This window comes from Ensifer sp. ENS07 (genome assembly GCF_014852185.1).
In the GTDB taxonomy this organism is placed as follows: domain Bacteria; phylum Pseudomonadota; class Alphaproteobacteria; order Rhizobiales; family Rhizobiaceae; genus Ensifer; species Ensifer adhaerens.
In genome coordinates this window covers 37,236-63,212 of sequence record NZ_JACVBE010000016.1, presented here as the reverse complement: position 1 = coordinate 63,212, position 25,977 = coordinate 37,236, and the positions used below count along the sequence as shown (strand labels likewise).

Sequence of the window (25,977 nt, the reverse complement as noted above, 5' to 3'; positions counted from 1 at the left end):
CTGCGGAAAAAATTCGGAGAGGGGGACCGACACATGAACGACAATAACAAAGAGGCGCGACCTAAGCGAATGTCGGGGGACTTGGCGCCGACAGTCAGGCGGGCAGCATGACGAAGCCGATACGCACAGTCATCATCGACGACCATCCGCTCGTCATCGTCGGCGCCCGCGCGACGATCGAGACGACCAACGATATCGTCTGCGTCGGCTCGGCCGGAACGGGTGCGGAGGCGCTGGCGCTGATCAAGGAAACAGAGCCGGACGTTTCGGTCATCGATATTGCCCTTCCCGACATGAGCGGCCTTACGCTCGCGGAGCAAATACTCAAGCAGCAGCTTTCGGCCTATGTGGTGGTGATGACGATTTACCCGGAGCGCTCCTACGCGCAGCAGGCGCTTCAGATCGGCGTCAAGGGCTTCCTCCAGAAATGCTCTGCGCCAGAACACCTGCTACTTGCCGTTCGCTCCGTCACGCATGGTGGGCTCTACCTCGATCCGCCAACTGCCCAGGAACTGACGCGCACGGCACCAAATCCCGGGTCGCGCGCGATGAAGACGGGGGGGGTGCCGGGGCTGACCCGTCGCGAGCAAGACGTTCTACGCCTCGTAGCCCTTGGGTATTCCAACAAGGAAATTGGCGCGCGCGCCAATGTCAGCGTCAAATCGATCGAAACATATAAGGCCCGCGCGACGGAGAAGCTGCAGCTCCACACGCGGGCGCAGATTGTCCATTTCGCCTTGACCCACGGCTGGATGAGCGCCGTATAAGCCGTGGTCGGGTCGGGGCGCAGGCGGGATGTCAGCTTGCCCCTAATCGAGACAGGAGCCGCCATTGCGAATTGTGTTTGTGCTTTCGGGGCTTGGTGCCGGCGGCGCTGAAAAGATCGTCAACATCCTTGCGCGCCATCGCTCGGCCCGCGGTGACCAAGTGCACGTGCTCGCGCTCAACGCAGAAACCCCGGAGACCTACTTTGCCTACGACAGGTCCGTCCGCGTGGAGGCGCTGGGCGGCGGCTCGTCGGTGCCTGTGTTCAGGACAGTCGAGCGTATCGCCCGATTGCGCGCGCGCCTGCGCGCCCTATCGCCGGACCTCGTCATCTCCTTTCTGACGAAGGTCAACATCATAGTCGTGCTTGCCAGCCGCGGCCTCGGCCTGCGGCTCGTCCTTTCCGAGCGAAACAACTTCAATACGCAAGACATGAACCCGCTATGGCGATTGGCGCGGCCGCTGGCGGCTCGCCTGGCGGAGCGGCTGGTGATGCAGACGACGGAAGCTGTGAATTCGCTGCCACCGCCCCTCAAAGCCAAGGCTGTGATCATCCCCAATCCGATCACGCTTCAGCATGTACGTGCCAAACAGTCAGGCACCAACACCCGCGTGCTAGCCGTCGGCCGCCTGGACAGGCAGAAGGGCTTCGATCTACTGATAGACGCCTTTGCCGATATCGCGGGGCGCGCGCCGAACATGACGCTGACCATCTTCGGCGAAGGCCCGGAAAGGCCGGCGCTTGAGGAACAGGTCCGACGCCTAGGCCTTTCGAGCCGCGTTCGTCTGCCGGGCACGACGAAATCACCGGTCGAGTGGATCAACGCCGGCGATATCTTCGTCCTCAGTTCGCGCTTCGAAGGCTTCCCAAATGTGCTGCTGGAGGCGATGTCCGCGGGCCTTGCCAGCATCGCCTTTGATTGTCCTTGGGGGCCGTCGGAAATCATCGACACGCCGGCGGTTGGCATGCTCGTCCCCAAGGAGGACACTCGCCGACTGGCAGACGCGATAGCCCGCCTGGCGGCCGACGCGACACTCCGGCACCAGATCGGCGCCATGGGCGCACGCGCGGTTGCCACGCGCTACGCTATCCAGTCGGTGCTAAAGCAGTGGGATGACGTCATCGCCGCTCCTGAAGAGACCCACGCGCTTTACCCGGCAGCGCGCGTATCGACCTGATACGGCACCGCCTCAGGAGGCGACGCCGCATCACCCGATCACGACCCGGGCGGCGTTGCTGGCTTCAGGTAGAGGGTCGGGATCCCATATCTGTCCTTGAAACCGAGAGACGCGGACTGCACGTAGCCGTGGCTTTCCGCATAGGCACGCATCGGCTTTTCCAGTTCGTCTTCAAAGCCAAGCAGAAACGCCGCCGGCGGGTCTTTCTCGAACAGCGCTTCGATCGTCGATGGTGACGTCATCTTGTAGTACTTCGCCAGCTCGGGGCTCGTCATGTCGGCGGTGCGGTAGGCAAACGGCCCTGTCGCCAGCTCGGCATAGACATCGAGGCCGCCTTCCAGCGGATAGATGGGCGCGAGCGTCGCAACCTTGCCGGTGACGCCGGCGGCCTGCATTCTCTCAGCAATCGTCACGCCTCCCTCATGCACGCGCATCGTCGTCCACTGCTGCGGATGGGTCGCCTTGCCGAGGTATTGACCAAGGCGCGGCGCGTTGACCGCAAGGACGACAAGTACGGCCGACAGCAGGATCGGCCGCACCGTGGGGAGTGCGCGCGGACCAAGTGCCTCGAGCAAAAGGCCAAACGCCAGCGGAAGGCAGACGAGCGGCGGCGCAAAATACTGGGGGAACCCGGGCGTCGGAACGAAGCTCAGCACAAAGCTGCAGACGAGCACGCCCGCAAGCACGAGCACCTCCCCCATGCGCAGCTGTGGTTCGACCGCCACGTTGTCGGTGCGCCGGGCAAGAACGATGAACGCGACGGCGATGATCGCCGCAAGCGCCACGGCCACGGCCGGCGCTAGCCATATATCCTGCGCCATGACCAGTTTCTGGGCGAGCGACATCGCCCCGCCCTCCCCGTCGCCGCTCATCAGCCGCCAGTATTGCGGATGCGGACCGGTATGGTAGCGCACCACATGCGCCAGGAAGAGCTGCGGATCCCTGACGAGATAAAAAAGGATCGGCGCGCCGCCGGCAAGACCGCCGACCAGCAGCGGCGCCGCGACCTTGGCAATACGATCCTTCAGCGCCAGCGATCGCGGCAGAAGGAATGCGGCCACGGCCACGGCCGGGATGAAGGCGATGGCGCTCAGCTTGAAACACACGGCCAAGGCCAGCAGAAACCCGGCCAGCGCCACCAAAAACGAACGGCGCTGTTCATTACGCAGGGCGAGAAGAAAAAGACTGAGGCCGAGAAAGGCGAAGGGCCACGGCAGGAAATTGTTGGTGGCGCCGACACCCGTCTGCGTCAGGAACAACTCGTTCACCAGCGACAGGATGCCGACACAGACAGTTGCCCAAGCCGAACGCGTCAACACATACACCACGCCGCCGACAGCGACTGCCATAAGGATCCAGGCCAGGAAGACACCGAGGCGACCGCTTAAGAGCAGGTCGCTGGACCCGGTCAGCTTGCTGATGCCGTAGAAGTACCACGCAGAGGCCGGCGGATGATTGTAGAAGAAATCGGCGTAGAGCGACTGGTCGTTCAAGAGCCTGGCCGGCGGCACATACAGCTGCTCGTCTCGCCGCATCTCGAAATTCATGATCCGAAGAAACAGAAAATAGAAAACGAACAGGAAGAACAGGGCCGCGGCGACTTGATAGAAAATCCCGACCGATTTTCCTTCAACAGTTTCCTGTCTTTCCGAAGAAACACTTGCTGGATAGGTCATGCAAAAACTCCGAACAAAAATAGACGAAGTATAAAATACAGGCTGGCGACGGGAACGATGCAGTCGCACACGGCTTCAAATAGATCACACAGGATCGTAATGCGCAGCGGCGCATGGCCTAGCGGGACAACCCCGACAAGCGTGCAGGGATAAACCTGACACGTAAAAAGGCTTGCGGCCAAGCAGAATATAAGGTATTTCTTGTATATTAGTTACTTAACATAACGGAAACCCTGGGACTTATCCAGACATATTCCGTAGCGCGCAGGTAACCACCTGCTTTTATTGACGTGCATTTTAATCAGTTATTGAAAACGCTCAAATCGCGCATTGGATCGCGATTGCTCATGAATAAAACCTGAGACGTCAACACTATCCCAAACATATCTTCTTGGAGACCGCTATGAAAGTCGTTCTCTTTGCGGGAGGGCTTGGCTCGCGCCTGGCCGAGGAAACCACGCGTATTCCCAAGCCGATGGTCGAGATTGGTGGCAAGCCCATCATTCTTCACGTCATGGACATTTACAGCCACTGGGGGCACCGCGACTTTGTCGTTGCCGGCGGCTATAAATGCATGTCGATCAAGAGCTTCTTCCATAACTTCCATCTGTCGACCGCAGACTTTACCGTTGCGCTCGGAAGCGGCTCGATGGTGCTGCACCCCAATCATCCGCTCGACTGGAATGTCTCTGTCGTGGACACCGGCCTGTCGACGATGACTGGAGGGCGGCTCCTGCGGCTGCGCGAATGGCTCGACAACGAGCCTTTCATGGTGACCTATTCGGACGGCGTCGGAAACATCGACATAGAGGCGCTGCTGGCGTTTCACCGCTCGCACGGGCGCCTTGCGACAGTTACCGCCGTGCAGCCACCGGCCCGTTTCGGCAACCTCGAGATCGAAGGTGACCAGGTCGTCGAGTTCACCGAGAAGGTGCAGAAGAAGGAAACCTGGATCAACGGCGGCTTCTTCGTCTTTGAACCCGGCGTCCTCGACTACATTCCGAGCCTTTCCGAACCGCTCGAAATGTCGCCGCTGACCAATCTCGCCAGGGCCGGTCAACTGTTTGCCTACAAGCATCACGGCTTCTGGCATCCGATGGATACGATCCGCGATCGCGATTACCTGAACGGGCTGTGCGAAAGCGAAGATCCGCCGTGGCTGCACTTCGAACGCGATCACCTGGCCGCCACGACAGCCGCACCCTCCACCCATCACGTACGGATGTAGGACATGGCTTTGATCACCAGCGAGGCCGACCTTGCCGAGGCGTTCCGTGGTCGCAAGATCCTGATCACGGGACACACCGGCTTCAAGGGAGGCTGGCTTTCGCTCTGGCTAAGACGACTGGGTGCATCGGTGGTCGGCCTCTCGCTGCCACCGTCGATACCGTCCTTCTACCTGGCGACCGGCCTCGGCGACGTTATCGACGGCCATCAAGGCGACATCCGGTCTGCCGCCGACGTGGCGAGGGCAATCGACGGACAGGATTTCGATCTCGTCATTCACATGGCCGCGCAGGCCGTGGTTCGCGCCTCCTTCGAGAACCCGGTCGATACCTATGCGACCAATGTCGTCGGCACCGCCATCGTGCTCGATGCCGCAAGGCGCATGAAGTCCCTGAAGGGCGTGATCGTCGTCACCAGCGACAAGTGCTACGAGAACCGTGAATGGGTCTGGGGCTATCGTGAAAACGACCCGATGGGCGGGCGCGATCCCTATAGCTCGTCGAAAGGCTGCGCCGAACTCGTCGCAGCGGCCTACCGATCCTCGTTCTTCAATGACCCCAACGGTCCGCAACTCGTCAGCGTGCGCGCCGGCAACGTCATCGGCGGCGGCGACTGGGGTGCCGACAGGCTCGTGCCCGATCTGGTCCGGTCGGTGGAAGGCGGCAGCCCCGCGCGGCTGCGCAATCCATCGAGCATCCGGCCATGGCAGCACGTCTTCGAACCGCTTCGCGGTTACATGATGCTGGCGGCGCACCTGCTTCATGGCAGAACGCGCTTTGCCGGCGGCTGGAATTTCGGCCCCGACCAGGAAGCGACCGTCAATGTCGGAACGCTTGCCGACATGGTCGTCGGCCAATGGGGCGACGCACCGCCAAAATACATTGTCGAGCCGCAGGTAAACGCGCCGGCGGAATCGACCATCCTGCGCCTCGATAGCACCAAGGCCCGCACGGAACTCGGCTGGAAGCCGGTGCTGCGCCTGCGCGACACCGTGGCCATGACTGTCGCCTGGTACCGCAAGTACCGGGAGGATCCGAGAAACATCCGGTCGTTCTCGGAGCATCAGATCGAGCAATACGCCGCCGCCTGGAAACAGGAAGTCGAACACGAAGCAAGACCATTGCCATTGCGCGACATCGGAGATTGGAAAGATGCGAGTTAATTACGGACAGTCCGTTTACGGTCAGGAAGAGATCGATGCCGTCGTGGCAGTCCTGCGCTCATCGACACAGATGGGCAAGGCCGTCAGGACGATGCAGGAACGTGTCGCGACCCTCTTTGCGAAACGGCATGGCATCATGGTGAACTCCGGTTCGTCCGCGAACCATCTCGCCATCGAAATCGCCGACCTTCCGAAGGGATCCGAGGTCATCACGCCCGCATTGACCTTTGCGACGACCGTCGCCCCGATCGTGCGCGCCGGTCTTATCCCAGCATTCGTCGACGTCGTCGAAGGCACCTACAATATCGACGTCGATGCGATCGAGCGGATGATTACCAGGAAGACGAAGGCGGTGATGATCCCGTCTCTGATCGGCAACCTGCCCGATTGGGATCGCATTCGCGAAATCGCCGACGCGCACAAGCTGTTGGTTATCGAAGACAGCGCCGACACGCTGGGCGCTACGATCAGGGACAGCAGCACCGGCGCGCGTTCCGATATCAGCACGACCAGCTTCTACGGCTCGCATGTCATTACCGCGGCGGGCAACGGCGGCATGGTCTGCGTCAACGACGACGAGCTTGCGCGCAAGGCGATGCTCTATCGCTCCTGGGGCCGCACATCCTCGCTCTTTGTCGAATCCGAGACCATCGAGAACCGCTTCAACATCGATCTCGACGGCTTCGACTATGACGCGAAGTTCGTGTTCGAAGTGCTGGGCTTCAACATTGAACCGTCCGAGATGGGCGCAGCGTTCGGACTTGTCCAGCTCGATCGGCTGCAGCAGAACATCGATGCGCGCGAGCGCAACTTCGCCAAGCAGCGCGCCTTCTTCGAGACCTACGAGGACTGGTTTGTGCTGCCGGAGCAATTGCCCCTTTCGCGAACCGGGTGGCTGGCCTACCCGATGACCGTGCGCGCCGATGCGCCGTTCACCCGCCGGGAGATGCAGATCTTCCTGGAACAGCGCGACATCCAGACCCGACCGGTGTTTACCGGAAACATCCTGCGCCAACCGGCGATGAGCGGCGTTCATAGCAAGGTCGAGCCGCGCGGCTATCCGGTCGCCGACGATGTGATGCGTGGCGGCATTCTGCTTGCCTGCCACCACGGCCTGACGCAGGCGCACCTGGACCATATCCACCAGTCGTTCAGCGATTTCGCCACGCAATTCGCGAGCTCGGGCGCCAGCAAGCGCCGCCAGCAGCAAACAGCCTCCTTTGAGCAACCTGGAGCTTGAAAATGACACGCCTTTTGAGATGCCGCGCCTGCCTTGCAGCCGACCCACTGACGTTTCTCTGCATGGGCGATCACCCACCGGCAAACAGCTTCGTGCGCCCGGAAGATGTGCCCGCGAACCAGCCCATGTATCCGCTAGACTCGCAGGCCTGCCTGACCTGTGGATTGATCCAGGTCTCCGACCAGGTTCCCGACGGATTCTTTGAGCACTATCTCTACGTCCCATCGAGCGCTACATCCATGCATGACCATTTTGCTGGACTGGCCGGAATTTTGAAGAAGGCCGCCGGCGACGGGCTCATCGTCGACATCGGCTGCAATGACGGCCTCCTGCTTTCGGCGTGCAACAAGGTGGGTGGAAAGACGCTCGGCGTCGACCCGGCGGCGAACCTGGCCGAGATCGCCCGCTCGCGCGGTGTCGACGTCGACGTCGGCTACTTTACCCATAGCGGCTCAGGCCGACTGATCAGTGAGTACGGTTCGGCAAAAGCGATCGTCACCACAAACACGTTCAACCACATCGGCGATCTTCATGACTTCATGGCTGGCGTCAAAGGCTGGCTGGCCGATGATGGTGTCTTCGTCATCGAAGTGCCCTGGGCGAAAAATCTTCTCGAAAACAACGAGTTCGACACGATCTATCACGAGCATGTATCCGAGTTCAGCCTACTATCGCTCGTCAAGCTCGGCGGGTACTTCGACCTTGACGTCGTCGATGTTCATCGTCTCGGCGTGCATGGAGGCTCGATGCGCGTTTTCCTCAAACACGCCGCCACAGCCACGCCCCCGACTGCGATCGTCAGCGAGATGCTTGCGGAAGAGCTCAAGGCAGGGATGCTCGAGGCGGATACCTATCTTGCCTTTGCCGAGCGCATCCGGAAGATCGGCGTCGATCTGATCGCCATGCTGGACCAGCTCAAGAAAGACGGCGTCACCGTCGCAGGTTACGGTGCACCTGCCAAGGGAAACACCTTGCTCAACTATTTTGGGATCGGCCCGGACAGGCTCGATTACCTGGTTGACCGGAATGCCTTGAAGCAGGGCCTATATTCGCCGGGCATGAAAATACCAATTCGCTCCCCGGACGTGTTGCGGGAGGATGCGCCCGGCGTGCTTCTGGTGCTCGCGTGGAATTTCTTCGATGAGATCCGCGCGCAGCAGGCGGACTTCGCCGCGCATGGCGGCCGCTTCCTCTTGCCGTTGCCGTACCCGGCCATGGTCAACTGAAAGCGACGGAGGTGAGGCGTTTCCACCCGTCGCGGTGGAAGCGCACTCGACCGGGGCTTCAATCCGACTGTCCTGCGCAAATAGGAATGGGCGATGTCGAGGGTTCTGATTACGGGCGCTGCTGGCTTCATTGGTTCGCATTTGACGCGAACCTGCCTTGATGTCGGCCACGAAGTCCATGTCGTGGTTCGGCCCGGCTCCGACGACAGCCGACTGGACGCGCTCGATCAGTCGATTGAACGACACAACTTCGACCTCCAGTCGGAAGACGCCATGAAGTGTTGCCTGTCGGAGATCTCACCTGAGTTCGTCTTCCATCTCGCCGCACGCCCGAGGAGACGCGAGGAAGCGGAATTGAGCGACGCCAAGGCAGGCATCAAAGAACACCTCGCCGCTTTGTTGAACCTTCTCGGCGCCGCAAGCAGCGTTCCCCATCCGCCCTTGAAAATCATCCGGACCGGATCGATTGCCGAATACGGCACCGCGCCCAGACCCTATGAGGAAGAGAGCCGGGAAATGCCCGCCACCGCCTATGGTGCCGAACTCGCTGCTGCCACCCACCTCATCGGCGGATTGCAGAGACGCTTGCCCTTCCCCGTGATCACCACCAGGCTGGCTCTGGTCTATGGCCCAACGCAGTCGACCGAATTCATGATCCCTCTGTTCATCGAACGTTGCCTTGCCGGTCAGCCCTGCGTTGTCCACCATTCCGGCGACCGTCGCGATCTGCTTCATGTGAGCGACGTTGTCGACGCACTGCTTCGCATCGCCGACGCGCCGGTCAGCACGCGGCTTGTCAATGTCGCAAGTGGCATCGCACCAACCATGCGGGAGGTCGCTGAACTCATCGTCGAGCGGACGGGCGCCGACCCTGATCTCATCGAATATCGTCTGGGAGGAATGTCGGCGGGCGCAAACGAGCTGCGCGCATCGACGGCGCGCGCCAAGGACCTCTTCGGTTGGAGTGCGCGCATCCCCTTGCGCGAGGGAATAACCCGCACGGTCGAGTGGCACCGGCAGGCCCCCGCGCTGCCCAGTTCGAACGCCGGCCGTTGGTCTCGAGAAACGGCGTGAAGATGGTGGTGGCGATGAAGCAGAGACCCAAAATCTCGATCCTGGTGCCGGCTTTCAACGAAGAGTCCAATGTTCGGCGCGCCCATGAGGCGATCGTTGACGTGTTTCGAAGCCTGCCTGGCTACGACCGCGAGATCATCTTCATGGACAACCATTCCACCGACCGCACATTCCCCATTCTGACCGAGATCTCCCGCGAGGATCCGACCGTCCGGGTGATCCGTTTCAGCCGCAACATCGGCTATCAACGCTCGCTTCTCGTCGCTTACAAGTCTGCCACGGGCGACTGCTCGGTCCAGATCGACTGCGACCTACAGGATCCGCCCCATCTCATTCCGGGGATGCTGGAGCTTTGGCACCACGGACACCAGGTGGTTTACGGCATCCGTCGCACGCTCAAGGACGGATGGCTGACGACGCGCATCCGCCGTGCCTTCTACTGGTGTATCAATGCGCTCAGCGAGGACGACCTGCCGCTCAACGCCGGCGAATTCCGCCTTGTCGACCGACGCATCCTCGACGAACTGCGGAAGGTCGACGACACCTCGCCCTATCTGCGCGGACTCATCAGTGCGATGGGTTTCTCGCAGGTTGGCTTCGAGTATGACCGTGAGGCCCGTGTCGCGGGTGAAAGCAAGTTCCCATTCAAGGCTATGCTGTCGCTTGCGGTCGATGGGATCCTCAACCATTCGTTGACACCCTTGCGACTGGCCTCGATGGCAAGCCTGGTGATGGGCACAGCAACGCTGCTGCTTCTGTTCGGCTACCTCGTCGGCAAGCTTCTGTTCGGCCAGGACTGGCCGGCGGGCTTTGCAACGACAACGATCATGCTTCTGATTTCGATCACCTTGAACGCGATTTTTCTCGGCATCATGGGTGAGTATGTGGGCCGTATCTTCATGCAGTCGAAACGCCGGCCCGCCCCGATTATCGAAGCGTCGCTCAACGACGACGAACACCGGCGGCCGGCTCCGGCGATGCCGGATTGGAGGCACGGCGATGTCGTTGCCGACAACAAAAGACGCTAGCTCCCGGCAGCGTGCCGGCGAAACGCTTGCACGGTTTGCGGCTGTGGGAGCCGTGACGACCCTGCTCGACATGGTGTTGTTTAACACGCTCTATTTCCTGGGGGCTCGGCCAACGCTGTCCAACCTCGTTTCCTATTCCTGCGGCATCGCGGTCAGCTACATGCTCAATCGCACCTGGACCTTCCGCGCTGCCCACAGCCATGTGCAGGCGGTGAAATTTGTCGCTGCCACCCTGACGGGTCTCTTGATATCGACGGGGATCGTCACCGGCCTTGCCCTAACGATCCCGGCACCGGTCGCCAAGGTGATCAGCGTCCCGATCGTCTTTGTCTGGAATTATCTGGCGTCGCGATTGTGGGTCTTTCGCGGCTCAGAGGCGCCAACTACGACCACAAGAACTAACGCCTAGAACAATAAGTATAGTTAAGATCTAAATTTAAAAAATACATACACTTCCAAACGGAACGCAATATATAATTGAGGTTTCAAGTTTTCTTGCAATATTGGAGCATTAGCACCGATGTCCTTAACTCATTTGCAGCGCCTGGAAGCCGAGGCGATCCACATATTCCGAGAGGTCGCCGCGACCTTTGCGAAACCGGTCATGCTCTATTCGGTGGGCAAGGACTCCTCCGTCATGCTGCATCTGGCGATGAAGGCATTTTATCCCGGCAAGCCGCCTTTCCCGTTCCTCCACGTCGACACCACCTGGAAATTCCGAGAAATGATCGAGTTTCGCGACCGGACTGCGGCCGAACTCGGCATCGACCTGCTTGTTCATATTAATCGCGACGGCCTCGAGCAGCAGATTAACCCCTTCACCCACGGCTCCAACGTGCATACGCATGTGATGAAGACGATTGCGCTGCGCCAGGCACTCGACAAATACGGCTTCGATGCGGCCTTCGGGGGGGCGCGGCGGGACGAGGAAAAGAGCAGGGCAAAAGAGCGCATCTTCTCCTTCCGCAACGCTCAGCACGCCTGGGATCCGAAGAACCAGCGGCCCGAGCTCTGGAAGAGCTACAACACGCGCGTCGGCCCATCCGAATCCATTCGTGTCTTTCCCCTGTCCAACTGGACGGAACTCGACATCTGGCAATATATCCTCAAGGAAAACATCCCGATCGTGCCACTTTACTTCGCCGCACGCCGTCCGGTCGTCGAGCGGGACGGCATGCTGATCATGGTGGATGACGAGCGCATGCCGCTCCATGCGGACGAGAAGGTTGAGCAGCGCCTGGTGCGGTTTCGCACGCTTGGCTGCTACCCGCTCACCGCTGCGATCGAATCCAACGCCACGACACTCCAGGACATCGTCCGCGAAATGCTGACCGCCCGCACGTCGGAAAGGCACGGCCGCCTGATCGACGCGGACGAAACCGCGTCGATGGAGAAGAAGAAGCGGGAGGGGTACTTCTGATGACCGCCAGCATTCCCGCAACACCGGGCAGCGTGCTCGAATATCTGGCCAAACAGGAGAAGAAATCGCTTCTGCGTTTCATGACCTGTGGTTCGGTCGACGACGGCAAGTCGACGCTGATTGGCCGCCTGCTGTACGATAGCAAGCTGCTCTTCGACGACCAGCTCGCAGCACTTAAGCGCGAGACCAAACGCACCAGCGCAAACAACGGCGACATCGACTTCGCACTCCTGATCGACGGCCTGGAGGCAGAAAGAGAACAGGGCATCACCATCGACGTTGCCTATCGCTTCTTTGCTACCTCGCGCCGCAAGTTCATCGTGGCCGACGCGCCGGGGCACGAGGAGTATACCCGCAACATGGTCACTGCGGCGTCCACGGCGGCCCTTGCAGTCGTGCTCGTCGACAGCCGCAAGGGTATTCTTCAGCAGACGCGGCGCCATTCCTTCATCGCGTCCTTGCTCGGGGTGCGCCATGTCGTACTTGCCGTCAACAAGATCGACCTCGTCGGTTTTGACCGCAGGGTCTTCGACACGATCGTCGCCGACTACAGGGCCTTTGCCGAGAACCTCGGCTTCTCGACGATCACGCCGATCCCGATTTCGGCGCGCTTTGGCGACAACATGACGAGCCGTTCGCCAAACATGCCCTGGTATGGCGGTCCAACATTGCTGGAGCATCTCGAGACGGTGCCGATCGAGGAAGAGGCAGCCGAAGCGGAATTCCGTTTCCCGGTGCAACTGGTCCTTCGCCCAAATCTCGACTTTCGCGGCTTTGCCGGCCAGGTGGCATCGGGCAGCATAGCTGTCGGCGATCCGCTCGCGGTGGCAAAATCCGGCCAGCTCACCCGGGTCAAGGAAATCGTCACCTATGACGGCAAGCTTGCGCGCGCGGTCGAGGGCCAGTCTGTCACGCTCGTGCTGGAGGACGAACTTGATATCTCACGCGGCAACATGCTCGTGCCGCCGGAAAATCGGCCGCATGTCGCCGATCAGTTTATGGCGCACGTGATCTGGCTTCATCCGGATGCGATGCTTCCCGGACGCAGCTACATCCTGCGCACGGAAGTCGACAGCGTCAGCGCGACGATTACCAGCCTCAAACACCAGATCGACGTCAACACCTTCGCCGAGGAAGCGGCAAAATCGCTGCGCATGAACGAGATCGGCGTTTGCAATCTCTCCACCCAGGCGCCGATCGTCTTCGACAGCTACAAGGACAACCGGACCACCGGCAACTTCGTGCTGATCGACCGCTTCACCAACGCCACGGTCGGCGCCGGCATGATCGACTTTCCGCTGCGTCGCGCGCTCAACGTGCATTGGCAGGCCCTCGACATCAACAAGAAGGCCCGCTCCGCGCTCAATCATCAGACGCCGCGCGTGCTGTGGTTCACCGGTTTCTCCGGCTCGGGCAAATCGACGATCGCCAACACTGTCGAGAAAATGCTGCACGCCCGGGGCAAGCACACGTTCCTGCTTGACGGCGACAATGTCCGTCACGGCCTCAACCGCGATCTCGGCTTCACCGAAGAAGACCGCGTCGAGAACATCAGACGCGTGGCCGAAGTCGCGAAACTCATGACCGAAGCGGGCCTAATCGTGCTCGTTTCGTTCATCTCGCCGTTCCGCTCGGAGCGCCGCATGGCCCGCGAATTGTTCGGCCCGGGCGAATTCATCGAGATTTTTGTCGACACCCCGATCGAGGAATGCGCGCGCCGCGATCCCAAGGGCCTCTACAAGAAGGCGCTCGCCGGCGAGATCAGCAACTTTACGGGCATTAGTTCGCCTTACGAGCGCCCGGAGAGGCCGGAAATCCACCTGCACACCGTGGGCCGCGAAGTCACGGCGCTTGCAGGCGAAATCGAGGCCTACCTGGACAATCAATAACGACCAGTCCGGCGCGGCAGACGACGCTCCCAGCGGCAGTACGGAGAAAGATAATGATCGATACGCTCACGGCCGCAGCGATAGAGGCTGGCAAGGCCATTCTAGACGTCTATGCGCGTGATATCACGGTCGATGAAAAAGCCGACCGTTCGCCGGTCACCGAAGCGGACCGGCGTGCCGAAGAGATCATCCTTGCCATTTTGGCTCGAGCATTCCCCGATATCCCGGTGGTCGCCGAGGAAGCCGTCGCGGCAGGCTCAGTGCCCGAGATCGAGGGCCGGCGCTTCTTCCTCGTCGACCCGCTCGACGGAACGAAGGAATTTATCAACCGGCGAAGTGACTTCACCGTCAACATCGCCTTGATCAGCGACGGCGAGCCGGTGGCTGGCGTCGTCTTTGCGCCCGCTCGGCTCGTTGGCTATGTCGCAGAAGGGGGACGGGCGAAGAAGTTTCAGGTGACCGCCGACTTTGCCATCACCGGGACCACGGAAATACGGTGTCGAGAACGGCCTGAAAATCTGACCGCGGTTGCCAGCCGTTCGCACAGCGATGCCGAGACGGCGGATTTTCTGGAGCAGAACGCAATCCGCGACTGCACGTCGGTGGGCTCCTCGCTCAAATTTTGCCTGCTGGCCGAGGGGCTCGCCGATGTCTATCCCCGTTTCGGTCGCACGATGGAATGGGATACGGCCGCCGGTGATGCCGTGCTGCGCGCTGCCGGCGGGCGCGTCACGACGCTTGACGGGCAACCGTTCCGCTACGGAAAGCGGCGTCAGGCAAATGATTGCGATTTCGCCAATCCAGGGTTCATCGGCTGGGGGCGTGATTGCGGGCCGGAGGCCTGCGAAAAGGAAGCAGACTAAAGGGAGAAAGTCTAGAATGCCTGAAGACGACGTTCGAGCGCACGGCCTTGTGTTGGTTGAAGGTGACGGCATGCCATGAACATGTTCAACCATACCCTTTCGGCCGGATTGGCTGCTCGCCGCGAAGCCGCTCGCCGCGACGCGCCAGGCATCGTGCTCACCAAAAAGATCGAGTTCCTTCTGCTGGTCGGCGCCGTCTTTTTTTGCTCGATGAACTATTTTCGCTACGGCGATACGAACTTTACGGTCGCCGATTTCCTCGCCTTTCTTTGCTTCTGCTTTGCGCTACTCAACCGCAATATCGATCTTCAGCTCTTCGGGCGTGTTAGCAGCGGATTGTGGTGGCTGGGGCTGACAATGCTGGTCTCCGGCCTGCTGGTAAGCAGCATCGCGGGCCCGGATCCGATGCGCGGCATCGTCGTCGTCACCCAATATCTCTACGCTTATCTCTTTGTAGTGCTATTGTTCAGCGGTCGTACGCTCGATCAGCTCGTGCTGCTCGCGAAGACCTATGTGTTCTCGATCCTCGTCCTTTGTTTCCAGGGCATCTATCTCATCCATATTGATGGCCGCACGAACACGAACTTCGTCAGCGGCAACGGCCGCTTCAGCGGCCTTATGGAGCGTGAAAACGAGTGCGCGGCGGTGATAGCGCTCGCGGTCCCGATCCTGCTTGTGTTGATCACGACGAAGCGGCTCAACCGAATCTATGCCGTCTTTGCCCTATTTATCCTGATCTACGGGATCGTGCTGACCGGCTCCAACACTGGCCTCATCGCCCTTGTCTTCGGCATGAGCGTATTTGCTATCATCGGCGTCAACTGGAAGCGGCTGATCATCAACGTCGTCCTTTTGGCCGGCATCGTTCTCGCAGTCTTCACATCCGCCCGCGACTATCTTCCGGCCGCATTCCAGAAACGCGTGCTCGGAGCGCTCGAAAGCGGCGACATCGGCCAGGCCGGCACGTTCGATCATCGCGTCGATCTGATCTATGAAGCGATGAACATGACCGACAGCACCTTGCTGCTCGGCGTCGGCGCGGACCAGTACCGGATCGCGAGCGCCATTCACCAGCCGGTTCATAATCTCTATCTGCTCCTGTGGACGGAAGGCGGGCTGATCTCGGCGGTGGGTCTTCTGGTGATGCTGCTTTCGGCCTTCGGTCCGGCGCTGGCCGTGGCGCGGCTTCCCGGCGGGCGACCGTTTGCAGGCTGCATCGTCGCCAACGTCTCCATGCTGCTGTTGGTCGCGAATGCCGTGCCGCACGCCTATAGCCGCTTCTGGCCCTTCCCGCTCGTCTTGCCCGTGGCCCTTGCCTGCGCCTACATCGCGCTCTCAGCTTCGGCAAAAGTGACGTCGGACGCCTTTGCCCAACCCGAACCGGCGCCACAACCCGAACTGCGGCAGAAGGATCTTATCGCTCAGGCACGCTCTGGCGTGCCGCGCTGAGCCGGCGTTCGCTGATCCGATCCCCGAGGATCATCACCAGAACAGTTTCGGCGATGATCTTGAGATCGACCCAGGCTGATCGGTTGGCAATGTACCAGAGATCAAGATCGAGCTTGTCGTCGTTCGAAAGAATGGCGTTGCCGCTGATCTGAGCCCAGCCGGTGAGCCCCGGCCGAACGCTGCAGCGACGAACCCCGCGCTCGCCCAGCGCGTCGATCGTCTCCGGAAGGATCGGCCGCGGGCCGATGAGGCTCATGTCGCCGATAAGGATGTTCCAGAACTCGGGCAACTCGTCTAGGCGCGTCCGGCGAAGCAGAAGCCCGAACCGTCCCGTGCGCTCGGCGTCGCTGAGGGGGCGGCCTTCGGCGTCTCGCGCATCCGACATCGACCGAAACTTCATCATGCGAAACGGACGCCGGTCGAGCCCCGCCCGGGTCTGGTAAAACAACACGGGCCGCCCAAGCCAGATGGCGACCGCAATCCCGACCACCAGCATGATCGGCAGGCTCAAGAGGCCCGCGACCAACGCAAAGACGATGTCAAAGCACCGCTTCATCTTCAACTCCCATGCACCGGTCGGCACATGGCCGGGCAACCGCGTCGCGGCTGCTCGACCGTTTCCGAAATCGCGGTTCTATGCCCGCGCTTCCATTTCAAGCACCGGCGCGCGTTGACCCAGAGCGGGAAGAGACGCTTCGGTGACGACGGCATGCAGGAAGCGGGCGGCCTTGGTCATCGCCTCTTCGCTCTGCGCCGGATCGACGAGAAGCGCGATACTGGTTTCGCCCAGCCTTCGTGCGACCGGGAGCCGCTCGGACGGCGAAAGCCCAAGATCGCTAAAGCACTTCTCCAGATAGACCTCCGAGCAGCTTCCGGAAAAACACGGCACACCTGCCGCGTTCATCGCCGCGACAATCCAGTCGCGATCGTGCCCGGGCTTCAATGCCTCCGGCCGAACGAAAGCGTAGTAGCGGTAGTACGCGTGGCGATATCCCTTCGGCAACGTCGGTACGCGCAACGCTGCAAGCTCTAGGGCCACCTCGTCGAGGATCGCAGCGTTGCGAGACCTTGTCGCGTGCCATGCCGGAAGGCGCTCCAATTGCCTCGAGCCGAGAACGGCCGACAGCGATGTCATGCGCCAGTTCGTGCCGATCGTTTCATGCAGCCATCGGAAACCCGGCGGATGCTCTCGCAGGAACGCCGCGTCATAGGATTTGCCGTGGTCCTTACGGCTCCAGGCCTTCTTCCACAGTGCCTCGTCGTCAAGAGCGATCAGCCCACCCTCGCCGCCGGTCGTGATGATCTTGTCCTGGCAAAAGGAGAACGCGGCGATATCGCCGAAACTTCCGACCGGCTTGCCGTCAATCTCCGCGCCGTGGGCCTGCGCGCAATCCTCGATCACCCAAAGTCCGGCCTGTCTGGCGAGGGCCATGATTTCCTGCATGTCGCAGGGAAAGCCTGCCAGGTGGACCGCGATGATGCCCTTTGTCCGGTTGGTGATCTTCGGTGCGATCGTTGCGGCGCTGATGTTCTGGCTGTTCTCGTCGACATCGGCAAAGACGGGAACGCCGCCGCAAAACGAAACGCACGACGCCGAGGCGACGAAACTGCGCGGCGTCACGATCACCTCGTCGCCGGGTTCGAGACCGAGCGCGAAAAGCGCCAGCTCCAGCGCAAGCGTACCGTTCGCAAGCGCGATGGCGTGCTTGCGCCCGAGTGCACGGGCATAGGCTTCCTCGAAGGCTGCAACGTGCGGCCCGGTCCAGGCATTCACCTTGCCCGACCTTAACACCGCGGCAACATCCGCAATCTGTTCCTCGTCATATACCGGCCACGTCGCCACAGCTTGCTCCCTCGCTCAACTGAAAACTCCGGAAATATCAGATGACCTGCCGCACCATCACGAAGGCCTCGGCGGCCGATTTCAGCACGGTTGCGCCGCGCAATGTGGCGAGCGCGTTCAAGGTCTCGAGGCTGCGCTCATGCGGCGCCGCCCGAACCTGGGACTTGAACGCCTTCATCGCCGCAAGCTTTCGATCGATATGGTCGCTGATGTCGACAAACACATTCGGTGCGAAGCCCGGCGTCACATAAGGCGCGTTCCAGTTTGTCTCCGACAACGTCTCGTAAGCCAGGATCACCTTGGGATAGCCGGGCTGATGCGGCCTTGCGGCCACCATCGACGACAGGAAGATCAACTGATGATCGACATGCATGTCGCCGACAAAGGGGATGATCAGCGTTTGCGGCGCGATGGAGCGCACCAGCTCGAACAGCGCGGCGTTAAGCGCCGAATGGGAGGTTTCGGAAAGGGCTGCGGCGGGGAAACCCAGCCAGCGCGTTTCCTTGACCCCGAGAATCCGATGCGCCTCATGGGCTTCGGCTTGAACGGCTTCCACCGAGGCGCGATCATAGGCCGGTGGTTTTCCCTCTGTGACAACAGCCACGAAGACGTCGCTTCCTTGCGCCGCCAGCCGCGCCATCGTTCCGCCGGCGCCCAGAACCTCGTCGTCGGGATGCGGTGCGATGACCAGCGTTCGTCCGAGCGTTTCCATCAGGCTCATCCTGCTGCCCTCGCCAACACCCCGATCGCCGCCGATCTCAGAACCGTTTCCCGACAATGACGGTCATCCTCGTCGTCAAAGCCCGACGTCAGCCCACATGCAAACTCGCCCCTCACGCAACTCTCCATCTATGCACGGCCGAAGCCCCTATTATTCCGAAGCTACAGGCCGGCGATCGATACGAAGATGACATCGCCAGGCAGCACAGCCGTAACTTTTGTGGCCTCGATGCTCTGCCGGGTCTTGGCCTCGCCGCGACCGGTCTCCCGATCGATCTTGTAGAGAAACGATACCTGTTCGTTCTTGCTCGAATCGACCTCGGCAGCAGCCATCAGGACCATCTGTTCCTTGGTTGACTGACGCTGCGTTTCGAGCTTCTTGAGCGTGGCCTCGCGCTCCTGGAGCAAGGTCAGGATCTCCTTCTCGCGGTTTGCCTTCAAGGTTTCGAGCTGTAGCTTCAGGTTCGCGAGCTCGCGGTTGGAGCGCCCGATCTCGGAGATAAGCTCCAGCAATCGCGATTTTTCGCTCGAAGTTGCCATTTTCACCCGTGAAAGCTCCGATTCCGTATTCAGCTCCCGCTTCCTGAGCGCGAGAGTCCTCGCCTCAACCTGTTCGTTGAGGGCGACGACCTCCTCCTGCTGCTCCTTGAGCTTGTCGAGGATCGTGAGGCTCGCCTCCGTCTGCATGATGCTCTGGTTGAGGATCTCCATCTGGTTCTTTGTCGACAGCAGGTCCGTCTTCAGGATCTTCTCCTCGATCGCGACCACGGGACCGACCGAAACTTCATCGACATACATCTTGACGCTTTCCGGAATATCCTTGAGGTCGACCTTCTCGGAACCGCGTAATTGCGCGTAAAGCCGGGCGGTGTAGACCGCCTCTCGCACGATCTCAACATCCGTTTCCTCGATCGTGCCGCGCAGCTTCGCCTGGGCGATGATGCGGTCGGCCGGATTGCTCATCGCCGTCTGTGGTCCACCGGCAAGGCCGACGGCCTGCTCGACCGTCAGTCCCGGATAATAGGCGAAGGAGCCAGGTGTGCGCACTTCGCCAAGGATCAGCACAGGGCGAACCGTTACGATAGAAAGCGACAGCTTCGGATCGGTCAGCAGCTGGCGGGACAGATATTCGCTGCGCAAGGCGTCAACCGCCTCAGGAATGGTTCGCCCCTCGATCTTGAACGCGCCGATCAAGGGAAATGCGGCCGCTCCATCGGTCGCAATCGTCAGCGACGTCGGCAACTCGGCATCATCCAATATGTCGAAGGACAGCACGTCCCCGACCGAAACCCGGTAGGCGGCGGGCGCCGCCTGGGTCGTGGGCACGGCGCTCGCTGTTGCAGCGCCCGATGCGGTGGCGCTGGGCGTACTGGCGGTCGATGCGCCGGCAGCGTGAAGGGGACCCGTCAGCAACAACGTCGCCGTCGCGACGAAAGCGATATGACTGACGATGCGAAAGATTGTCTGAGCCGGAAACTTCATGCTTCCCTCTAATGAATAAATCCGAACTTCACGGTGGTTCAACAGCACCAAAAGAAGCGGAAATTAAACTCCAGCAATGGATGAATTTATTTTACGAAACCTCTGTAATTTCTTTCGGTCACTATGATATGCTTCAAAAACAGGTTCCACTGCACAATTTTTAATTGCATATGGATAAGTAATTAAATTTTCCCAGAAACAGGGAAACAAATTTTCCTCGCAGTGCGAGAACACTAAAACACATATTAGCATTCTTCCATGAAACAGACGTAATTGCAACCTCGAAGCAGGATGTAATTTTGTGATATTATTGGAATCACTACTAAAAAAGACAAGAAAGTATCGTTTAGCCTGGCAAGCCGAGGCGGACCTCCACGGACGGCTCAAGAACATAGCGCACCTGCTGACCGGCAACTTCGCCAGCGCCTTCATCGGACTGGCCGGCTTTGCCCTGACGGCGCGTGCGCTCGGCCCTGCCGACTATGGGCTCCTGGCCCTGTCCTTCGCCTACACTCGCGGCATCGAGCGCTTCGTCAGCTTCCGTTCTTGGCAGCCGCTCATCAAATACGGGGCGAAGGCCCTTCAGGTCGGCGAGACCGACGACCTCAAGGCATTGTTCAAATTCGGCCTGCTGATCGATCTCGCCACCGCCCTTGCGGGATGGGGGCTGGCGGTGCTGATCGTGCTATTTGCCGGACCGCTTTTCGGCATTTCCGAAGAGATGAGCCGCTTCGTGCTGATCTACTGCGCGGTCCTGCCATTCCAGGTAACCGGCATGCCGACGGCGGTGATGCGGCTTTATGGCCGCTTCAAGATTGTCGCCTATGGGCAGGTCGCGGCCAGCATCCTCAGGGCCCTCCTGTGCCTTGCCGGCGTCTATCTCGGATGGGGGCTGTTCGAGTTCATGCTGCTGTGGATGGCGTCGCAGATCTGCAGCAGCCTGAACAGGACCGTCTGGGCTTTCCGCGAGTTGCGCAAGCAGGGGCTGACCGGCGTCATGTGGGTTCCGCTCGGCGATATCCGGACCCGCTTCCCCGGTTTCTGGAGCTTCTCGCTGTGGACCAACATGGCGCTTATCATCCAAGCCTGCGCCTTCGAATTCGACACGCTTCTTGTCGGTTACCTCGCTGATCCCGGGTCTGCCGGCCTCTACCATATCGCCAAGCGGGTGGCGAAAATCGCGCAGCAGGCGGGCGAGCAGGTTCAGGCCGTGCTCTATCCGGATCTTTCGCGCGTCTGGGCAACCGAGGGGATAGACGAATTTAGAAAGACCGTCAGCCAGACAGCATGGCTGCTCTTCGCCTTCGGCGTCTGCGCCCTCGTCGGCGCGTATCTGACCATTGAATGGGTGCTGCGCGTGACGGCCGGCCCGGGTTTCGAGGCGGCCGCCACTCTCGTCATGGTGCAGTTCGTCGCCGTCATCATGTTTCTTTGCGGCAGAACCCTTTATTCGGCCCTTCTCGCTATGGGACACGAAAAGATCCTGCTGCAAAGCGCGCTTCTTGGGGGCGTCCTCTTCCTCTTCACGGCAATCGCCCTCATCCCACGTGTCGGTGCCGTGGGCGCGAACGTTGCGCATATCGTGATGTCCGGCGTCTGGTTTGTGCAGATGGCGATCGCCTATCGCCGCAAGCTGGACACTAAGCGGTGACCTTGGGTAATCGGTTTTCCGTTTGCCGGGCTCAGCGTCAGTCAGCCTGACCCGCCCCCTATCGACGCGAGCGAACTCATGTGTCGCACTGACCTTCGACGAGTTTACGCCGACCCTAGGGAACAAGAACTTTGCCAAAGCGGCTGCACCGATCGTTCGGACGCAGACGTTAGCGACGATCACCGCACACCGAAAGCTGCTTCGACACGAAGCCAGGCCAACGCGCGCTCGAACGAGCCGGCAACGGATGCGACTGTCGAACATAATGACTTTCGCAATTTGACGATGGGCCGATTAAATGACCGACTTAGGCGGCTTTGGCCGTCGGCGCTCGCCAGTTGCGAGGGCCCTTCCCACCCGGCCTGACGGCGGCGCCTACTCCGACCGGTCGCAGTAGTTCATGACGCTGCCGAGAATAACCGCATGGTTCAGTGACAACCGTTGCTGAACATTGGCGAGCTGGCGATCCGTCGTGCCGCCCGAGCGGCAGACCAGAATGACCGAATCGACGTGCGACGCGAGCCAGATCACGCCTTCGTTTTCTTCGACGGCCGGCGCGTCGACGATGATGAGATCGTAGCTGTCGCGCAGTTCGGCACAAAGGACATCGAGGTTCATCAGGCCGGGCCGCACCGAAATGAACTCAAGGTGGGGATAGGCCGGCGACGTCGCGATCCGGCTCTTGATATCGACTTTGCCTTCTAGCGGCGCCGTGATGGCGGTATCCTTGGTGTTGGCACCGGCAATGTTCGGCGCGCTCTGCGCCGACATGTCAAGGTCGATGACGATCGGGCGCAGTCCGTCGACCTTTGCCATTGTCGCCATGCCGAGCGCAACCGTAGTCTTGCCGTCTCCAAGCGCCGGCGAGCACAACATCACCACCTTGCCGCCCGCCTCATGGTCGATCGTAAGCCAGGCCATGCATAGCGTGCGCATGGCGGTCGCCGCCGGCGACTCCGGATTGTTCAGCATGTAGTGATAAAAGGCCGACGCATTCCGCAAGCGCTTGCGCATATCGGGCACACTGGCAAGGTTCGGACGGTTGAGCAGTTGCTCGGCGTCGCGCGGCAGGTACAGCCTGCTCTCCAGGGAGTCCGAAATAATCACCCCCACGACCGCGAGCAGAACGGCCCCGATGCTGCCGGCGACGATCACTAGCGTGTTATTCGGGAACGTCGGTTTCGTCGGCACTTCCGCATAGGACGCGATCCGTGCGGTCGGCTTGTACTCGCCTCTTTCGGGGTTGAGCGCGCCCAGCCTGAGCACGATCTGGTCATAGATCGCCTGTTCCGACTGAAGGTCGCGGGCAAGTTCACGCCGACGGATTTCGGCAAGGTTGCGCCCCTGGACCTTGTCCTGCAGCGCGCTCAGTTCCGTCTGGAATTTTTGGGCGCGCACCGTTGCCACCTTGGCATTGTTTGCCAGTTCGTGCACGAGGCGCTGCGCCTCGTTGCCGATCATGGTGCGCACGGACTCAAGCTCGTTTGTGGCGTCGAGGACCAGCGGGTGGTTCTTGCCGAACTTGGCGCCGAGCTGCGCACGCGTGCGCTCGAGCCGCGCCTCTTCAGCACGCAACTGATCAAGCTGCGTCGAAATCAGCGCACCGCCGGCCAATTCCTTGCCGTCCGCAGACACCAACTGCTTGGCCTCGTTGTATTTCGCAACCGCGCCCGCTTCCTCGACGCGCAAGGTCACATATTGCTCGTTCAGCTGTAGCATGCGGGCTCTTAGAACATCATCCTGCGGATCGAAGGTCAGGTCGCTGTCGCGGGCAAAGGCGGCGATATCGCGCTCCATGCCAGCAATTCGGGTGGCGCTGTTGGCCATCTCGCCGCGCAAGTACGCAACCGTGTTGTTCGTGGCCTCTTCGGTCTTTTTCGCCGTCCAGGAGAGATATTGCTCGGCGAGCGCATCGGCGATCGTGGCCGCTTTCAAGGGGTTCGATTGCACCACGCGGATCGTCAGCGCGAGGCTTTCCCCGGTACGGGTGACGACATAGGAGTTCAGCAGCGTCGAGATGGCGCGGTTGCGCTGCACGTTTTCCGAGATCAGCCGCTCCTTCTGGGTACTTTCTTCCGGCGTGCCGAAAATGAGCTCGGAGATGTTGGCGAAGAACGACTGCAGGAACGTCTCATGATCGCTGCGGATTTCAGGCAGGTAAGTGTTGAAATCGGGATCGTTGACCAGGTTGAGCGCATCGACGACGACGCCCACGAAGACGCGCGAGCGGATCACGTCCAGCTCCGTTTCCATCACCGACCGGTCGCGTTCGAGCTTGCGCAATTCGACCTGCGCCTCGTAGGGGCGGACGTCGTTGCGGTCGAAAACGATGGCCGAAGCTGCGGTATAGGAGCGCGGCAGCAATGCGGCCGTTAACAGCGTCGCAAGCAACGCAGATCCCAGCAGCGAGAAGAAGACGACGCGATACCGGCGGAAAAGCTCGAACAGATCGCGGATGCCATATCCGCGCGGCGCAACGCGCGCCTCCCGATACTGAACCGCAGGCATTTGGCCTCGCCCTGGAGGCGCTTCGACTTTGCGATCGATGGTCAGCATGAGAGCCCTAACATATAAATTTGATAGAAATACCTGACGTGAAAGAAGTATAAGCACGCCCGCACATAAACCGCGCGGCAATCGACAACGCCACGCAGGTAAAATACTGACATAGAAATAACATTCAAATTTAGAAAACTATATTATACGACGTCCGGAAGAGCAATAGTTGGTTGCTATCGAACCACGGAACGATTTGACCTGCACGGTTGACAGACATTCTCGGGCACTTCCGGGCCGCCGCAGAAGAGAACCCGTGGGCCACCTCTACTTCGGGTAGCGACCGGCAATCCGCTCCTGCGACAACCATTCCATGAATTGATCGAAGCGCATGCTCCCATCGGCCGAGGCAGGCTCCCAGGCGTCATTCACGCCGACGACGCCGCCAAATTTTTCCTCCACGCTATCGGCCATTCCATCGAAGTCCTCGTCGCCATACGCATGTGCCTCTTTAATCGCGGGGATCTCGCCAGGCGCAACCACCATGCGCCCTGCTCCCCTCTCGCCTTGTGCACCCATATCCTTGATCCAGGCGACATCGAGATCGTCGCGGGGAAACGCACCGGACTGGCCACGAACCTCTTCATATGCCTCACCGGCTGCAAGGAGCGTATCAACCGCCAAGGGGCAAGGCGGACGGTTCACCACGAATTGGTCTGTTCCCGGCGAAAGCAATTGAAGCGACTTGGATGGCGGCGCCCACAACACATTGCCGCTCTCGTAGATCTGAGGCTGGCCGGCGCTTTCGACGTTCTGCCATTTGATTGCGTAGGTTTTCTCGACCGTGCTCGGACCTGCCTTGAAGTAGTTGCCGACATAAGAAATCGGCGTGCCGCCGGGATACTGCGAGAACACCTCTCCCCACTCGGAACGTGCATTGAAAAACACGTTGTTGACGATCTCGATGCAGGATTTTCCGTAGTGGTTGTTGTCGGGGTTCCGGTCATTGTTGGAGATGCAGGCATTTCGCCAGAAGGTAATGTTCTGCGGGACTCTCGGATCGGCGCCGAGAAGGGTGCACTTACTGTGCTTGTTCAGCCCCTCGGCAAAGATGGAATTCGCGATGGTGATGTCGGTCGTGTTGGAATAGGTGCTGACGTTCTCGTCGGTCGCCCAGGACATCGATGTATGGTCGAAATAGACGCGCTGGCTGTTTTCGATCACCGCCGCGTGGACGTTTTTGACGGAGTTCGGCAGCCGCGGCCGAATGCGCAGATGCCGGACGATCACGTCGTGCGTCTGTTTGGCAACAAGCGGGGTATGCCTTAGTTCGTCATTCGTCTGGTCGATGGTCAGCAAAATGCCACCGCCCGGCGCTGTCTGCCCGAGGATCGAGACCGAGTTGCCATCATCACCGATCACGAGCGAGGATTTGAGCCGGATGATGCCGGACACGCGAAACACGCAATTTCGAGCTCCAGTCGCCTCGATGCATTCGCGCAGCGTGCCCGGGCCGGAATCCTCAAGGCTCGTCACCTGGATGATGCGGCCGCCGCGGCCGCCCTGCGCCATCTTGCCGTGCCCTTC

General features: G+C 60.4%; 21 protein-coding genes. 14 read left to right on the top strand and 7 right to left on the bottom strand.

Annotation, left to right across the window (positions count from 1 at the left end; genetic code table 11):
* Positions 1-107: 107 nt before the first annotated feature.
* Positions 108-767 carry a response regulator transcription factor gene (locus tag IB277_RS32175; protein WP_112772853.1) on the top strand — a complete coding sequence of 220 codons (660 nt, stop codon included), beginning with the start codon at positions 108-110 and terminating at the stop codon, positions 765-767.
* Positions 768-840: 73 nt separating this feature from the next.
* Positions 841-1,944, top strand: a complete 1,104-nt coding sequence (locus tag IB277_RS32170) for a glycosyltransferase family 4 protein (RefSeq protein ID WP_348646642.1) — start codon at positions 841-843, stop codon at positions 1,942-1,944.
* 38 nt (positions 1,945-1,982) lie between these two features.
* Here the strand turns inward: IB277_RS32170 and IB277_RS32165 are convergent, their stop codons facing one another.
* Positions 1,983-3,620 (bottom strand): glycosyltransferase family 39 protein, encoded by a 1,638-nt coding sequence (locus IB277_RS32165; RefSeq protein WP_112976845.1) that lies wholly within the window; start codon positions 3,618-3,620, stop codon positions 1,983-1,985.
* Positions 3,621-4,023: 403 nt separating this feature from the next.
* Here IB277_RS32165 and rfbF point away from each other — a divergent pair, with 403 nt between their 5' ends.
* The 11 genes from rfbF (at position 4,024) to IB277_RS32110 (ending at position 16,198) form a co-directional block, all read left to right on the top strand.
* On the top strand, positions 4,024-4,848 hold the full coding sequence (rfbF, locus tag IB277_RS32160; protein ID WP_192372670.1) for a glucose-1-phosphate cytidylyltransferase: 825 nt from the start codon (positions 4,024-4,026) through the stop codon (positions 4,846-4,848).
* Between the two features lie 3 nt (positions 4,849-4,851).
* Complete coding sequence (gene rfbG, locus IB277_RS32155) at positions 4,852-6,009, top strand: CDP-glucose 4,6-dehydratase (RefSeq protein ID WP_192372668.1); 1,158 nt, start codon at positions 4,852-4,854, stop codon at positions 6,007-6,009.
* A complete protein-coding gene (locus tag IB277_RS32150; RefSeq protein ID WP_192372666.1) occupies positions 5,999-7,249 on the top strand; it encodes a DegT/DnrJ/EryC1/StrS aminotransferase family protein in 1,251 nt (416 codons plus the stop codon). Before rfbG ends, IB277_RS32150 begins: the two co-directional genes overlap by 11 nt.
* A 2-nt stretch (positions 7,250-7,251) precedes the next feature.
* On the top strand, positions 7,252-8,475 hold the full coding sequence (locus tag IB277_RS32145) for a class I SAM-dependent methyltransferase (RefSeq protein ID WP_112976842.1): 1,224 nt from the start codon (positions 7,252-7,254) through the stop codon (positions 8,473-8,475).
* Between the two features lie 93 nt (positions 8,476-8,568).
* Positions 8,569-9,549: an NAD(P)-dependent oxidoreductase gene (locus IB277_RS32140; protein WP_090427309.1), complete on the top strand. Its 981-nt coding sequence runs from the start codon at positions 8,569-8,571 to the stop codon at positions 9,547-9,549.
* A 14-nt stretch (positions 9,550-9,563) separates the two neighbouring features.
* A complete protein-coding gene (locus IB277_RS32135; protein WP_192372664.1) occupies positions 9,564-10,577 on the top strand; it encodes a glycosyltransferase family 2 protein in 1,014 nt (337 codons plus the stop codon).
* Positions 10,549-10,986 carry a GtrA family protein gene (locus tag IB277_RS32130; RefSeq protein ID WP_162731905.1) on the top strand — a complete coding sequence of 146 codons (438 nt, stop codon included), beginning with the start codon at positions 10,549-10,551 and terminating at the stop codon, positions 10,984-10,986. The genes IB277_RS32135 and IB277_RS32130 overlap by 29 nt, the downstream gene beginning before the upstream one ends.
* Before the next feature lie 111 nt (positions 10,987-11,097).
* Positions 11,098-11,997: a sulfate adenylyltransferase subunit CysD gene (gene cysD / locus IB277_RS32125; RefSeq protein WP_112772859.1), complete on the top strand. Its 900-nt coding sequence runs from the start codon at positions 11,098-11,100 to the stop codon at positions 11,995-11,997.
* On the top strand, positions 11,997-13,886 hold the full coding sequence (gene cysN, locus IB277_RS32120) for a sulfate adenylyltransferase subunit CysN (protein ID WP_112772860.1): 1,890 nt from the start codon (positions 11,997-11,999) through the stop codon (positions 13,884-13,886). Before cysD ends, cysN begins: the two co-directional genes overlap by 1 nt.
* Before the next feature lie 53 nt (positions 13,887-13,939).
* Entirely contained in the window at positions 13,940-14,749 is an 810-nt protein-coding gene (cysQ, locus tag IB277_RS32115) for a 3'(2'),5'-bisphosphate nucleotidase CysQ (protein WP_112976840.1), read from the top strand.
* A gap of 75 nt (positions 14,750-14,824) precedes the next feature.
* Complete coding sequence (locus IB277_RS32110; protein ID WP_192372662.1) at positions 14,825-16,198, top strand: O-antigen ligase; 1,374 nt, start codon at positions 14,825-14,827, stop codon at positions 16,196-16,198.
* Here IB277_RS32110 and IB277_RS32105 read toward each other — a convergent pair.
* The 4 genes from IB277_RS32105 to IB277_RS32090 form a co-directional block, all read right to left on the bottom strand.
* On the bottom strand, positions 16,164-16,754 hold the full coding sequence (locus IB277_RS32105) for a sugar transferase (RefSeq protein WP_060520987.1): 591 nt from the start codon (positions 16,752-16,754) through the stop codon (positions 16,164-16,166). The genes IB277_RS32110 and IB277_RS32105 overlap by 35 nt on opposite strands.
* A gap of 78 nt (positions 16,755-16,832) precedes the next feature.
* On the bottom strand, positions 16,833-18,041 hold the full coding sequence (locus tag IB277_RS32100) for a DegT/DnrJ/EryC1/StrS aminotransferase family protein (RefSeq protein WP_192372660.1): 1,209 nt from the start codon (positions 18,039-18,041) through the stop codon (positions 16,833-16,835).
* Positions 18,042-18,078: 37 nt separating this feature from the next.
* Positions 18,079-18,753, bottom strand: coding sequence for a PIG-L deacetylase family protein (locus IB277_RS32095; RefSeq protein ID WP_371273607.1), 675 nt, complete (start codon positions 18,751-18,753; stop codon positions 18,079-18,081).
* Between the two features lie 170 nt (positions 18,754-18,923).
* Entirely contained in the window at positions 18,924-20,243 is a 1,320-nt protein-coding gene (locus tag IB277_RS32090) for a polysaccharide biosynthesis/export family protein (protein WP_090427291.1), read from the bottom strand.
* Positions 20,244-20,544: 301 nt separating this feature from the next.
* On the opposite strand from IB277_RS32090, the gene IB277_RS32085 reads away from it, so the two are divergent.
* Positions 20,545-21,894: a lipopolysaccharide biosynthesis protein gene (locus tag IB277_RS32085; RefSeq protein ID WP_234824584.1), complete on the top strand. Its 1,350-nt coding sequence runs from the start codon at positions 20,545-20,547 to the stop codon at positions 21,892-21,894.
* A gap of 375 nt (positions 21,895-22,269) precedes the next feature.
* Here IB277_RS32085 and IB277_RS32080 read toward each other — a convergent pair whose 3' ends face one another.
* Both IB277_RS32080 and IB277_RS32075 read right to left on the bottom strand, forming a co-directional pair.
* Positions 22,270-24,402, bottom strand: a complete 2,133-nt coding sequence (locus IB277_RS32080) for an exopolysaccharide transport family protein (RefSeq protein WP_192372658.1) — start codon at positions 24,400-24,402, stop codon at positions 22,270-22,272.
* Between the two features lie 315 nt (positions 24,403-24,717).
* Positions 24,718-25,845, bottom strand: a complete 1,128-nt coding sequence (locus tag IB277_RS32075; RefSeq protein WP_162731907.1) for a pectate lyase — start codon at positions 25,843-25,845, stop codon at positions 24,718-24,720.
* Between the last annotated feature and the right edge of the window lie 132 nt (positions 25,846-25,977).